This window comes from Lacinutrix sp. WUR7, from assembly GCF_016864015.1.
Lineage (GTDB): Bacteria > Bacteroidota > Bacteroidia > Flavobacteriales > Flavobacteriaceae > Oceanihabitans.
The window spans coordinates 206,501-220,400 of sequence record NZ_CP045067.1 but is presented as its reverse complement, the minus strand read 5'-3'; the positions used below and the strand labels follow the sequence as shown (position 1 = coordinate 220,400).

The window sequence follows — 13,900 nt, the reverse complement described above, 5'->3', positions numbered from 1 at the left end:
GTTTTATGGAATTTATTCTTTAATTCCCTGTTCGCGTTTAAACTGTTCTAAAAAAGTTCTTGTTTCTGTAGTGTCTTGCAGTTCAAGTTCTTCAATAATCCGCAACACTTCACTTTTAGAATATACTTTTTCTATTTTCTTTTCTTGAGTAAAATCATATCCTACAGATTGGAACAATTCATCTGACCATCTGTTTCTAATACAATCAATTACCAGATGTACACGATTTGTTTGTCCGTTATTTGCTACACTATGCGGAAAGTTAACGTTGGTGTACCAAGCTTCACCAGATTTCATGATAATTATATGATCATTTAATATAAAATGAACTTTTTCATTCGTAATAACAGGAATATGTATGCGGAAAAAGCCGTCCTCATAACCACTCTCATGATCAATGTGTGTCTTAATAAGTCCGCCTGGAGGAATATTCATTAGTCGAATAGTTTCTTTTTTGCATAAAAAAGTAGCTATTACTTCTTGAAAATAGGAACATTCTTTTAGGGCAATTGTATCCTTATATTTTTCAATATTACCAGGGATTGCTGCTATCCTATTTAATTTTCCTTCCATGGAACGAAGGGGCAAAATATAATTTTCACCGTTGTAGTTTTCTGGGATATAGTTTTTTAGAAAATCAAATTTCATGCACTTTTCTAGATCTGCCTTAAGTAGCGAAGTGTTAAACTGAAATGGTAGCATAAAGGATGCGTTCTTTGGAGAATAGTAATTCATTTTTTTTTGAATTTATGGACACAATGATAATTTGGTGTATCTGTTTAGTAAATCATATCAAGAGTGAAACTAATTTAGTATTTTTTTTACGGAATTAGCAAAAGAAGAAATATCCTTTTTTTTTGCCATGTAGTATTTGTTCTCGTATAGGATGTAAATCTTTGTAATTTCATAATTGTTTCGAAACGAGTTATTTATAGTTAATTGCTAATGGGTTTAAAGAAGTTGTGTCTTTAATATTGCTGATTTTATTTTCTTCAAAGTTCCCTTCGTTTGCAATAAATCGATGGAATAAATTAGGTAGATACAATTGTGACTCTGCTAAAAGAATAGTTGGTGTATTCGCTTTTCCTTGTCGTTTGAAGGTTAAGGTAAACCCAATAACGTCACAACTAATTACTGTTATGATTTTCATAGGTTAATGTTATATATAATTATCTCTTCTAAAAATGTTAAGCTTAGCGTATTTCAGTGGCAAAGTCAAGTCTAAAAACGCTCAAAACGATTTAGAAATTCGTCTTAAAAATAAAACAGCAAACCCGTAAATTTTCAAACTTAAAATTGTAAATTTGCTCGCGTTTAACAGCGCAACATGACAACTACAACAAAATACATATTTGTAACAGGAGGAGTAACATCTTCCCTTGGAAAAGGGATTATTGCTGCATCCTTAGCGAAACTACTTCAAGTACAAGGTTACAGAACAACAATCCAAAAATTAGATCCTTATATCAACGTAGATCCAGGAACGTTAAATCCGTATGAGCATGGCGAATGTTATGTTACAGATGATGGCGCAGAAACCGATTTAGATTTAGGGCATTACGAACGTTTTTTAAACGTACCAACTAGTCAAGCAAATAATGTGACTACAGGACGTATTTACCAAAGTGTAATAGAAAAAGAACGTCGTGGTGAGTTTTTAGGGAAAACGGTTCAGGTAATTCCACATATTACAGACGAGATAAAAAATAGAATCCAAATTCTAGGAAATTCTGGTGATTACGATGTAGTAATTACAGAAATAGGAGGAACTGTTGGTGATATAGAATCGCTTCCTTACATAGAAGCTGTGCGCCAACTAAAATGGGATTTAGGAGATAATAATGCTATTGTTATTCATTTAACATTGGTGCCTTATTTATCTGCTGCTGGCGAATTAAAAACAAAACCAACCCAACATAGCGTAAAAACATTAATGGAAAGTGGTGTTATGGCAGACATTCTTGTTTGCAGAACAGAACACGAACTACCAAATGAGTTACGCAAAAAACTAGCTAAATTTTGTAACGTAAGAGAAGAAGCGGTTATTCAATCTATTGATGCTTCTACTATTTATGATGTACCAAATTTAATGCTGGAACAAGGATTAGATAAAGTAGTTTTAAAGAAACTAGCTTTAGAAAGTCATACGCCAGACTTAACCCAATGGAATAAATTTTTAACAAGACATAAAAACCCAAAAACCGAAGTAACTATTGGTTTAATTGGTAAGTATGTAGAATTGCAAGATTCGTATAAATCTATTTTAGAATCCTTTATTCACGCAGGAGCAGAAAACGAAGTAAAAGTAAATATTGAGTCTGTTCATTCGGAGTATTTAAATAAGGACAATGTTAAAGTAATGCTATCACATTTAGATGGTGTTTTAGTTGCTCCAGGATTTGGAGAACGTGGTATTGATGGTAAAATAGAAGCCGTAAAATATGTACGTGAAAACAATATTCCTTTCTTTGGTATTTGTTTAGGTATGCAAATGGCAGTTATAGAATTTGCTAGAAATGTTCTAAAGTTAGAAGATGCAAATTCTTTTGAAATGGATCCAGAAACTAAAAACCCAGTTATTAGTTTAATGGAAGAACAAAAAACCATTACAGATAAAGGAGGAACCATGCGTTTAGGTGCTTGGTCTTGCAATCTTAAAAAAGATAGCATTGTTGCTAAAGTGTATAAAACCGAAGCAATAAAAGAAAGACATAGACATCGTTACGAATTTAACAGTAAATATAAAGAACAAATTGAGGCTGCAGGAATGATAGCCACCGGATTAAACCCAGAAACCGGTTTGGTAGAAATTGTGGAAATACCAGAACATCCTTGGTTTGTTGGTGTACAATATCATCCAGAATATAAAAGTACTGTTTCTAATCCGCACCCTTTATTTGTAGCATTTGTAAAAGCGGCATTAAAACATAAAAAAAATAAGTAAAGTGTCACTATGACACAAATGTAAGAATGGATTGCTTTTTGAGTAATTCACTTTCTAGACTAGAAAAGTTTTAAAACATGCTAGTCTTAATTAATATAATATGGAAGAAAAAAAACTAGACCTTAATTCGATAATTGGATTCATCCTAATATTCGGAATTTTAGTGTACATGATGTACATGAACCAACCAACTCCAGAAGAACTTGAAGCGCAAGAAAAAGCAAAACAAGAGCAAGTGGAAGCAGAACAACAAGCAGAAACACCAGAAGATGTTTTGGTTACTACTGCTAACGATTATTCTGCAGCAACCGTTACAGACTCTACGCAATTAGTAGCACTAAACAATAAATTAGGTGCTTTTGCTTATTCGTCTACTTTGCCTTCCGCTACCAATAAAGAAACATTGGTAGAGAATGGAGTGCTTTCTTTAAAGTTTAGTAATAAAGGTGGTTATCTTAGTGAGGTTAAATTATTACCTTTTGTAGATTACGATTCTATTCCTATTTATTTAGTAAAAGATAACAATACTGCTTTTAATATTAGTTTTAATACTTCAGATAATAGAAATTTAAATACACAAGATCTATTTTTTGAACCAACAGTTACTAAAAAAGGAGAAAACACAGTAGTTTCTATGAAACTAAAAGTGTCTCCAACACAATTTTTAGAATACAGATATGAGCTAGTACCTAATGATTATATGGTGAATTTTACTATTAGATCACAAGGGTTAAGTAACGTGGTAAATGGTTCGCAAAAAATTAATTTAGACTGGAAACTGAAAACGTTCAGACACGATAAAAGTATTGCTTACGAAAACAGATATACGCGTTTAACATACCAACACGAAGAAGATAAAATTGATAAGTTAAGTCCTTCTGGTGATGATGAAGAGATTCTTGAAGACGTAAACTGGCTATCTTACAGACAACACTTTTTTAGTTCTATCTTAGTTTCCGATAAACCTTTAAAAGATGTAATAATAACGTCTAAAAATTTAGTTTTAGATGAAGAAATAGACACTGTTTCTACTAAAATATTTACTACAAAAATACCGTTAGAGTTACAAGCAGGAGAGTTTAATCAACCTTTACGATTTTATTTCGGACCAACAGATAACAAGGTTCTAAAAAAGTACGATATTGGTTTAGATGATAGTATTCCTTTTGGATGGGGTATTTTTGGATGGATTAACCGTTTCCTTTTTGTACCATTATTCTCATTCCTTAGTTCCTATTTACCTTACGGAATCGCTATTGTTGTAATGACGGTTTTAATTAAATTATTACTATCTTTTGTACAGTACAAACAATTTTTATCGCAAGCAAAGCTTAAAATTATTAAGCCAGAATTAGATGCGATTAAAGAAAAGTACAAAGACAACAAAATGAAAATCCAACAAGAAACCATGGCGTTGCAAACAAAAGCAGGAGCAAGTCCTTTAAGCGGATGTTTACCAGCTTTAATCCAGCTTCCTGTGTTTTATGCACTGTTTCAATTTTTCCCTTCTGCATTCGATTTAAGACAGAAGAGTTTCCTTTGGGCAGACGATTTATCTTCTTATGATGTGGTTGCAGAGCTTCCATTCCATATTCCTTTCTATGGAGATCACGTAAGTTTATTTCCAATATTGGCATCGATCGCTATTTTCTTTTATATGAAAATGACTACAGGACAACAAATGGCTACACAACCTGCACAAGAAGGTATGCCTGATATGCAGAAAATGATGAAGTATATGATTTACTTCTCTCCATTAATGATGTTATTTTTCTTTAATAATTATGCGTCTGGATTAAGTTTATATTACTTTATTTCTAATGTGATTAGTATTGGGATTATGCTTGTTATTAAGAATTACATTTTGGATGAAGATAAAATCCATGCTAAAATTCAAATAAGTAAAGCGAAACCTAAAAAACAGGGTAAATTTGCTAAAAAGATGTCTCAAATGATGGAAGAGGCAGAGAAACAAAAACAAGCGAAAAATAAGAAGTAAGATAAACTTCTAATAAAATAAAAAAAGCTGCCATATGTTTTTAAAACTTTGGCAGCTTTTTTGCTATAACAGTTTATTGATTAGATGGTTGTTCTAACAATTTTAATTATATACTAACGTTATTTTAAATATGAAAAATATACTATTCCTTTTTGTTTTTTTACTTTCAATTATTGCTTCAGCGCAAGATGTAAATCAATTAGATGCCCAAGGTGAAAGACATGGTGTTTGGAAAAAGAATTATGAAAATACAGATGTTTTACGCTATCAAGGAGAATTTTTTCATGGTAAAGAAATTGGTGTATTTAGGTTTTATAAAAATGTAAATGGTAAAGCTGTTTTGGCGGCCAATAAGCAATTCAATAAGGATAATAATATTGCAGAAGTGTCCTTTTATGCTTCTACAGGAAAATTAATTAGCGAAGGCCAAATGAATGGAAAATTATACATTGGGACTTGGACGTACTATCAAAATAAAACAAAAAGCATATTAAGTAAAGACACTTACAATGATAAAGGGGAATTGCATGGCCAACGTTTTGTGTATTATGATGATGGTGTTTTAGCCCAAACAGAAACCTACGTAAATGGGAAGCTTCATGGTCCTTCTATTTGGTATACTGAAAAAAGTATTGTGGTAAAAGAGTATGTTTATGATACTGGAGAATTACATGGTCCAGCAACGTTTTATGATAAAGCGGGTGTTATGGTCTTACAAGGGCAATACCAAAGAGACAGAAAACATGGTGTTTGGAAATACTACGAAAATGGTAAGCTTGTAAAAGAAAAAGATTTTACTAGAAAGAGTAATAATCCGTATAAAAAATAATTACAATTAGGTGTAAAATATAAGCTCCTTACTTGCGTAAGGAGCTTTTTTTTTAGGTAGTCATTTTATTATGAATAAGCTATTAATCAATCTAAATGAAAAGTGTTACCTAAATAGTGAGGCTAAATTAATATTTTTTTAGTTTTAAGAGAGTAATAATTTATTTTTTCGACTAACGGTATGTTTTTTTAACAAAGCATTATAATATGTTTTAATACCATTCAATTTTTTTTATTCGTAATTTTGTAGCATGAAAAGAGTAATAGTAGGACTTTCAGGAGGAGTAGATTCAAGCGTTGCTGCTTATTTATTAAAAGAGCAAGGTTATGAAGTAATTGGCTTGTTTATGAAAAACTGGCATGATGATACGGTAACTATTTCTAACGAATGTCCTTGGTTAGATGATAGTAATGATGCCATGCTTGTTGCAGATAAATTAGGGATTCCTTTTCAAACAGTAGATTTAAGTGAGCAGTACAAGGAGCGTATTGTAGACTATATGTTTCATGAATATGAAAAAGGAAGAACACCAAATCCAGATGTACTTTGTAATAGAGAAATCAAGTTTGATGTCTTTATGAAAATTGCTCTAGAGCTTGGTGCAGATTATGTTGCAACAGGGCATTATTGTAGAAAGGGAACTATAAATACTAACGGAAAAGAAACCTTTCAATTGCTTGCTGGAGCAGATGACAATAAAGATCAATCGTATTTTTTATGTCAGTTGTCACAAAACCAATTAGCAAAAGCATTATTTCCTATTGGCGAATTAAAAAAACCAGAAGTTAGAGAAATTGCTGCAAAATTAGATTTAATAACAGCAGATAAAAAAGATTCTCAAGGTTTATGTTTTATTGGTAAAGTACGTCTTCCAGAGTTTTTACAACAACAATTAAAACCTAAAGAAGGGGTAATTGTAGAAATACCAGAAAGCAATGCTTCTTTTCATAAAGTAGCACCAAGTTTTTCTAATAAAAAGGAAGAGTTGGTATATTTATCTGAAAAAGCAGATTTTAAAGTTGCAGATGGTAAGGTGGTAGGTAAGCATCAAGGAGCACATTATTTTACTAAAGGACAACGTAAAGGACTTGCCGTTGGTGGTACTGTAGAACCTCTATTTGTTATTGATACCGATGTTAATGATAATGTTATTTATACAGGACAAGGTAAAAATCACCCTGGTTTATATAAAAGAGCACTTTTTGTGTCTAACGAAGAAATACATTGGGTGCGTGAAGATTTAGCACTGCAAGTAGATGAAAGCATGGAAGTGTTGGCTAGAATTAGATACCGTCAAGATTTACAAAAAGCTACTTTACACCAAGTAGATTCTGGAATGTATGTAGAATTTGAAGAACCGCAATCTGCAATTCAGGAAGGACAGTTTGTAGCTTGGTATCATGGTGATGAGCTTTTAGGTTCTGGAGTTATTTCCTAAATAAATGCATGTAAATATTTTAAGCCTTTTTTTTAATGGAAGAAAGGCTTTTTTATATCAAAAGATTAAAAGTAATAAAATGTAAACTAATATTTCATCGTGCATGTTTCTATTGGTAGAGTGTAATCAAATTCTTAAATTACCATTTTAAAAAACAAACTTTTATGGCAAATAGAATCACACAGTTATTCCATATAAAACACCCTATAATTCAAGCAGGAATGATCTGGAATTCTGGATGGAAATTAGCATCAGCAGCAAGTAATTCTGGAATTTTAGGATTAATTGGAGCAGGAAGTATGTATCCAGATGTGTTAAGAGAGCATATTCAGAAATGTAAAAAAGCAACAGATAAGCCTTTTGGTGTAAACGTTCCAATGTTATATCCTAACGTAGAGGAGATCATGAATATTATTGTGGAGGAAGGTGTAAAGGTTGTATTTACTTCTGCAGGAAATCCGAAAACATGGACCAAATGGTTACAAGAAAAAGGAATAACAGTTGTGCACGTTGTAAGTAGTGTTAAGTTTGCATTAAAAGCACAAGATGCTGGAGTAGATGCTATTGTAGCAGAAGGTTTTGAGGCTGGAGGACATAATGGTAGAGACGAAACAACAACGCTTACCTTAATACCAATGGTGAAAGAGCAATTACAAATACCATTAATAGCTGCAGGTGGAATTGCCACCGGACAAGCCATGTTAGCGGCAATGGTTTTAGGTGCAGATGCGGTTCAAGTTGGGAGTCGATTTGTTGCTAGCGTAGAAAGCTCAGCACATCAAGCATTTAAAAAAGTAGTGGTGAATGCGAAGGAAGGCGATACACAACTTACATTAAAAGAACTCGCTCCAGTTAGATTGATTAAAAATAAGTTTTATAATGAGCTTCAAGAACTTTATAAAACATCTCCAACTCCAGAACAACTTAAAGAATTACTAGGTAGAGCAAGAGCAAAAAGAGGTATGTTTGAAGGAGATTTAGAAGATGGCGAATTAGAAATCGGACAAATAGCAGGATTGATTCATGATATTAAAACAACAGCGCAAATTGTGGAAGATATGATGCAGGAGTTTGAAGCTGCAAAAACAAAGGTTCTTAACTTCTAAAATACGTATAGTACTAAATTATCTAATCAAAAATAAATATATAAATGTTCGATTTTATTCAAATAATAATTCTGCTGTTTTTTTGCAGTGCTATTTTATTTCTTATTTCAAATGCAAAAATACGCACAGTTATTTCTATAATACTGAGTACTTTTTTTAGTCTAGAATGCTGCTCTTTATATTATGGTGGTAGTCTGATAGATTATAAGTTTTATCAGCATTCTAATTTTAATGATGTTTCAAAAAGTATATCGTTTTTCTGGAAAGAAGCAATTTTCTTAGTCCTATTTACAATAATAATCTTTCTTCTTTTTAAATTTATCTATACTAAGTTTAATACTAAAATTAAAAAAACGTACGTAATTGTTATTGCTATAATAACTTTTATTCTATTAAATATTTCGGATAGCGTTTTTAATAATATTTATAAAATATTTAAACTTAATAATGTTACCGAAGTTACTCTAGATAATGCTTTAAGCAAATTAAATATAGACGAAAAAGACTATGTATATTCCAAAGATATAAAGGCTGAAAAAGGTAAAAATATTGTGGTTATTTCTTTAGAGTCATATGAAAGAGGATTTCTAGAAGACGATTTAAAAAAATTAACCCCCAACTTAAATGCTTTTAAAAACAAGTATAGCTATTTTAATATGAATCAAGGAGATGGTAGTGAGTGGACTACAGGATCCATGTATACCTATCTTACAGGAACACCTATGTTTTTTAAAGGCCAAGGAAACGCCATTTTTCAAAATGCTATTGCTTCAAAAATAACAGGAATTAGCCATGTACTTGATAAAGCTGGGTACAATCAATTGTATTTAATAGGTAATCCTGAGTTTTCAGGAGTAAACGATTTGCTTAAAACATATGGTATTAATCATTTTGAACAATCCTATTATGATCAAAAATATGGGGATCAATCTTTTGGAATTCATGATTTCGATTTATTTTCCGAAGCAAAAGAACAAGTCTTAGACCTAAACAATAAAAATGCCCCTTTTGCACTTTACCTTTCTACTATTAGTACACATTTACCAAATGGAAGGTATGATGAAAGAATGGAGAAACATGTATCAAAAAAGGAATCCGATTTTGAGTTTATGGTTGCTTCTGTAGATTTTATGATACAAGATTTTATAAAATTTTTAGATACTAAAGGGATTTTAGAAAACACTACTTTTTATATATTTCCAGATCATTTAATCATGGGAAATAGTATAAATGTTTTAGATAAAATGGATAAGGAAAATAGATCTTTATTTTTATTGACTAATGCAAATAGAGATAACCTAAGTGCTATAGAAGCTAACCAACCTATTGAGCAAATAGATCTTCCTCGAATAATTTTAGATGGAGCTGAAATTAAACACAATGCTAAATTTTTAACCGACTATATAAAAGGAAACAAAAAAGCTTTCATTGAAAATAATAAGAAGAAAATTTTAGCACTAAATCAAGCTTCAATTAGTATTAATGGATTTAATAAAGATTTTAAAATTAGTTTAGAAGATTTTAAAGATTCACTAACAGTAAATACCATAAAGATTAAAACTAACGATAATTCCCTTCAATTTGAATCGGATAGTTTGTCAATAAATGACTATAGATATCATGCTTTTGTTTTTGATGAGCACATGAGAGTTATACATTATAAAAGAAAAAATGATAAAGTTTTTAGTAATCATCTAGATGGTAGAGTTAATATTTTATTGGATATAAAAGATGTGAATCATATTAATGTGTTTTTAAGGAAGGGAGGTCTTATCAGCAAAGCAAAAAAGAATTATACAAGTGAGATAGAAATTCTAAAAGAAGACTTAGATAATTTAAAACTACTTGGTGAATATGATTTTAAAAATGAAACTATCGCTGAAAACAAATATTTTAAATTAAATAATACGGAAGGTACATTTTATGTTACAAGCGCTTCAAACTTATCGTCTGTAAGTAGTGTTCCTTCTTCCATAGTATTAAATGGTAGAAAATTAAAAATTTCTAAAGGGTTAAATGTTATTCAATTACATAATCCTAGCTGGACCATAACCTATAGCGTTGATAACGGAAATATTAATAAACTGTCAAAAATAATTAAAAAATTAAAACAAGAAAAAAGACAATTTATTATTGTTGCAGATAATGTGGAAGACATAGAATCTGCTGAATTAAGATCTGAATTAAAAGAATTAGGACTTAATAAACTAAATTATATTCATAAAGGTTATTCCTATATCTCGTACTATGAAAACGGAATATTTGTGGAGCAAATGGATGATGAAACGCTTTTTTCGCAAATAAATATTAAGCAAGATGACAAACATAAAAAGGAAATTAATACTATAAAAAAGGATCCCTCTAGATTTATTGCGCATGCAGGTGGAGCTGTAGATGGTAAAACATATACCAACTCTTTAGAGGCTTTAAACTATAACTATAGTAGAGGTTTTAGGTATTTTGAACTAGATTTTATTAAAACAGTAGATAATCATTTTGTTGCTGCCCATGATTGGGGAAAATGGAAAAAAGATAATTTCTTTAAACCAGAAGATTCTATTTCTCTAGAAACATTCATGAGTGTTAAAAATAAGGGTAAATATACCCCATTATCTATGGTCGAAATTAATGCATGGTTTAAAAACCATAAAGATGCCATTCTGGTAACAGACAAAGTGAATACTCCTAAAGAATTTGCAGACGCATTTGTGGATAAGAATAGACTAATGATGGAGTTGTTTTCTAAAAAAGCAATTATTGAAGCAAACAATAATAATATTAAGTGTATAGCAGCACCAAGAATTTTTAAAGGATTAAGCATCAATCAAAAAATACAACTTATAGAAGATAATAATATTAAATATATATCGGTATCTAGAAAATCCATAATTAGTAATAAAACGTATTACACGACACTAAAAGAATTAGGGGTAAAAATATACGCATATCATATATCCTTTGAAAAATGGAAAGATGAAAACTATACACTTTTAAACGAAATGGAATTTATCTATGGAATTTATGCAGATAATTGGAACTTTAACGAGTAACCTTTTATTCCAAAGCATACACCTTCATTAATTCATAAATTTTATTCGCATAGCAAAAACCGAAGCACTACTTTTGCCAAATGGTATTACAAGATTATACAAAAGAATTTAAATATAACTGGAAACTTGCAGCTCCTGTAATGCTAGGTATGCTTGGTCATACCTTTGTTCAGTTTATAGATAATATTATGGTTGGCCAACTGGGTACTGCAGAATTAGCTGCGGTTTCTCTGGGTAATAGCTTTATTTTTATAGCTATGTCTTTAGGTATTGGTTTTAGTACTGCAATCACGCCTTTGGTAGCTGAAGCAGATGCTGCAAACGATTTTAAACAAGGGAAATCGGCTTTTAAACACGGTTTATTTTTGTGTACCGTTTTAGGTATTTCACTATTTTTTATGGTGTTTTTTGCCAAACCGCTGATGTATCTAATGAAACAACCGGAAGAGGTTGTTGCCTTTGCCATTCCTTATTTAGATTTGGTCGCTTTTTCTTTAATTCCGTTAATTATATTTCAAGCGTTTAAACAATTTAGTGATGGTTTATCTATGACTAAATACCCCATGTACGCAACCATTTTAGCGAATGTTATTAATGTGGTTTTAAACTATTTACTGATTTTTGGTAAGTTTGGATTTCCAGAACTTGGTATTATTGGCGCAGCTTATGGTACTTTAGTATCACGAGTGGTCATGGTGATCTACTTATGGTGGCTATTAAGAGGAAAAGAAAAATCGAAAGATTATGTAACCAATATTAAATTTTTCGTGTTAGAAAGTAGCATGATGAAAAAAATTATTGGTTTAGGAACACCAAGTGCTATGCAAATGTTTTTTGAGGTTGCTATTTTTACAGCAGCAGTTTGGTTGAGTGGGTTACTTGGTAAAAATCCGCAAGCAGCAAACCAAATAGCCTTAAACCTAAGCTCTATGACCTTTATGATTGCAATGGGTTTAAGTGTTGCTTCTATGGTACGCGTTGGTAACCAAAAAGGATTACAAAATTATGTGGAACTGCGAAGAATTGCCTTTTCATTATTTTTACTAGGTATTATTTTTGCAACTTGTTTTGCTTTGCTCTTTTTTGCATTTCGTAATCAATTACCTAAGTTATATGTCGATTTTGATGATGCCAAAAATTTAGTAGACAATACCGAAGTAGTTGCTATTGCGTCTAAATTAATGCTTGCAGCAGCCATTTTTCAAATCAGTGATAGTATTCAAGTTGTAGTTCTTGGTGCTTTACGTGGTTTGCAAGATGTAAAAATACCAACCATCATTACCTTTGTTTCCTATTGGCTAGTTGGTTTTCCAGTAAGCTGGTTTTTTGGTAAAGAAGAAGCTTATGCTAGTTTTGGTATTTGGTTAGGATTACTTGCAGGATTAACAACAGCATCTATATTATTGTTTATTCGTTTTAACTATTTGACTAAAAAGCTGATTAATGCTGAACGTTAATGTCAGGTGGAGCGCTGTCGAAACCTATTCGTTCTGGACAGCGCTGGAACAGACAAAATATTTATATTTGTAAAAACAAAACTAGACAAATGACACTTCCTAAATTTATACTTGGTGACAATACAGATCATCCAAATGCAATCTTTGTAATACACACAGAATTTCCAATGTTTATTATCAACTTGGAAGATGATGAGGTAGAATGGTTAGAAGATTTTGATCAACACGATCAAAAGGAACTAGAACTAGAAACGGAGAATCTAATAACAGAAGCGACTGCTTTTTACGATAGAGAAGTAGCGCGTTACGATGAATAACTGCGTTAAGGATTGCAGTGAAAATCCTTTTTTATTTTTCTTAAAAAAGATTGTAGCGTAAAGCCTGACTTTTTGCTAATCGGAAAGACGAATACTAAATTTGGCAAAAAAGTGCAAAAAGGAACGCCCAAAAAATAGAAAATGCTAGACCAACTGATACAATACGATAAAGAATTATTTTTATTTTTAAATAATTTAGGAACGCCAACTTGGGATGCTTTGTGGTTATTGATAACCAATAAGCTCACGTTTATTCCTTTATATGCTTTGTTGTTGTTTTTAATCTATAAGCAATTCGGGTTAAAAACATTAGTCTTTTCTGTTTTGCTAATTGCACTTATGGTTACGTTTACCGACCAAATAACCAATCTTTTTAAACACGGTTTTCAGCGTGCTAGACCTTGCCGACAAGAAGGTGTCATGGAACAAATGCGCTTTATTGCAGAGCGTTGTGGACCTTATGGTTTCTTTTCTGGGCATGCATCAAACACCATGGCAGCAGCAGTTTTTTCAGGTTTGTTACTTAGACCTTATTATAAAAAACTCATTTTTATGTTACTTCTTTGGAGTGCAATTGTGGCATATAGCAGAATTTATGTTGGCGTGCATTATCCTTTAGATATTCTTTGCGGAATGACTTTTGGCGCACTATCTGGTTTTATGTTCTATAAAATAATGAACTATATTATTAAACGCTTTGTTGTGTTAGAGCATGTTTAAATAAGAATATTAGATCTATATAAGACCTGAGTGTTTAAAG

At 31.4% G+C, this 13,900-nt stretch carries 11 protein-coding genes; 9 read left to right on the top strand and 2 right to left on the bottom strand.

Annotated features, from left to right (window positions below; genetic code table 11):
• Positions 1-12: 12 nt before the first annotated feature.
• The gene (locus FG167_RS00970; RefSeq protein WP_203459634.1) at positions 13-648 is read right to left on the bottom strand and encodes an aspartyl/asparaginyl beta-hydroxylase domain-containing protein; all 636 of its coding nucleotides are present in this window, start codon (positions 646-648) and stop codon (positions 13-15) included.
• Positions 649-925: 277 nt separating this feature from the next.
• Positions 926-1,150 carry a hypothetical protein gene (locus FG167_RS00965; RefSeq protein ID WP_203459633.1) on the bottom strand — a complete coding sequence of 75 codons (225 nt, stop codon included), beginning with the start codon at positions 1,148-1,150 and terminating at the stop codon, positions 926-928.
• A gap of 177 nt (positions 1,151-1,327) precedes the next feature.
• On the opposite strand from FG167_RS00965, the gene FG167_RS00960 reads away from it, so the two are divergent.
• The 9 genes from FG167_RS00960 to FG167_RS00920 all read left to right on the top strand — a co-directional run bounded on the left by FG167_RS00960 (position 1,328) and on the right by FG167_RS00920 (position 13,860).
• Positions 1,328-2,944, top strand: coding sequence for a CTP synthase (locus FG167_RS00960; RefSeq protein ID WP_203459632.1), 1,617 nt, complete (start codon positions 1,328-1,330; stop codon positions 2,942-2,944).
• A gap of 100 nt (positions 2,945-3,044) precedes the next feature.
• Positions 3,045-4,943 (top strand): membrane protein insertase YidC, encoded by a 1,899-nt coding sequence (gene yidC / locus FG167_RS00955; RefSeq protein WP_203459631.1) that lies wholly within the window; start codon positions 3,045-3,047, stop codon positions 4,941-4,943.
• Between the two features lie 130 nt (positions 4,944-5,073).
• A complete protein-coding gene (locus FG167_RS00950; protein ID WP_203459630.1) occupies positions 5,074-5,772 on the top strand; it encodes a toxin-antitoxin system YwqK family antitoxin in 699 nt (232 codons plus the stop codon).
• Positions 5,773-6,022: 250 nt separating this feature from the next.
• Positions 6,023-7,210 (top strand): tRNA 2-thiouridine(34) synthase MnmA, encoded by a 1,188-nt coding sequence (mnmA, locus tag FG167_RS00945; RefSeq protein ID WP_203459629.1) that lies wholly within the window; start codon positions 6,023-6,025, stop codon positions 7,208-7,210.
• A 164-nt stretch (positions 7,211-7,374) separates the two neighbouring features.
• Positions 7,375-8,316, top strand: coding sequence for a nitronate monooxygenase family protein (locus FG167_RS00940; RefSeq protein ID WP_203459628.1), 942 nt, complete (start codon positions 7,375-7,377; stop codon positions 8,314-8,316).
• Between the two features lie 44 nt (positions 8,317-8,360).
• Positions 8,361-11,366: a sulfatase-like hydrolase/transferase gene (locus tag FG167_RS00935; RefSeq protein WP_203459627.1), complete on the top strand. Its 3,006-nt coding sequence runs from the start codon at positions 8,361-8,363 to the stop codon at positions 11,364-11,366.
• 80 nt (positions 11,367-11,446) lie between these two features.
• Complete coding sequence (locus tag FG167_RS00930; protein WP_203459626.1) at positions 11,447-12,823, top strand: MATE family efflux transporter; 1,377 nt, start codon at positions 11,447-11,449, stop codon at positions 12,821-12,823.
• Positions 12,824-12,912: 89 nt separating this feature from the next.
• Positions 12,913-13,140 (top strand): hypothetical protein, encoded by a 228-nt coding sequence (locus FG167_RS00925; RefSeq protein WP_203459625.1) that lies wholly within the window; start codon positions 12,913-12,915, stop codon positions 13,138-13,140.
• Positions 13,141-13,281: 141 nt separating this feature from the next.
• On the top strand, positions 13,282-13,860 hold the full coding sequence (locus tag FG167_RS00920; protein ID WP_203459624.1) for a phosphatase PAP2 family protein: 579 nt from the start codon (positions 13,282-13,284) through the stop codon (positions 13,858-13,860).
• The last annotated feature ends 40 nt before the right edge of the window (positions 13,861-13,900 follow it).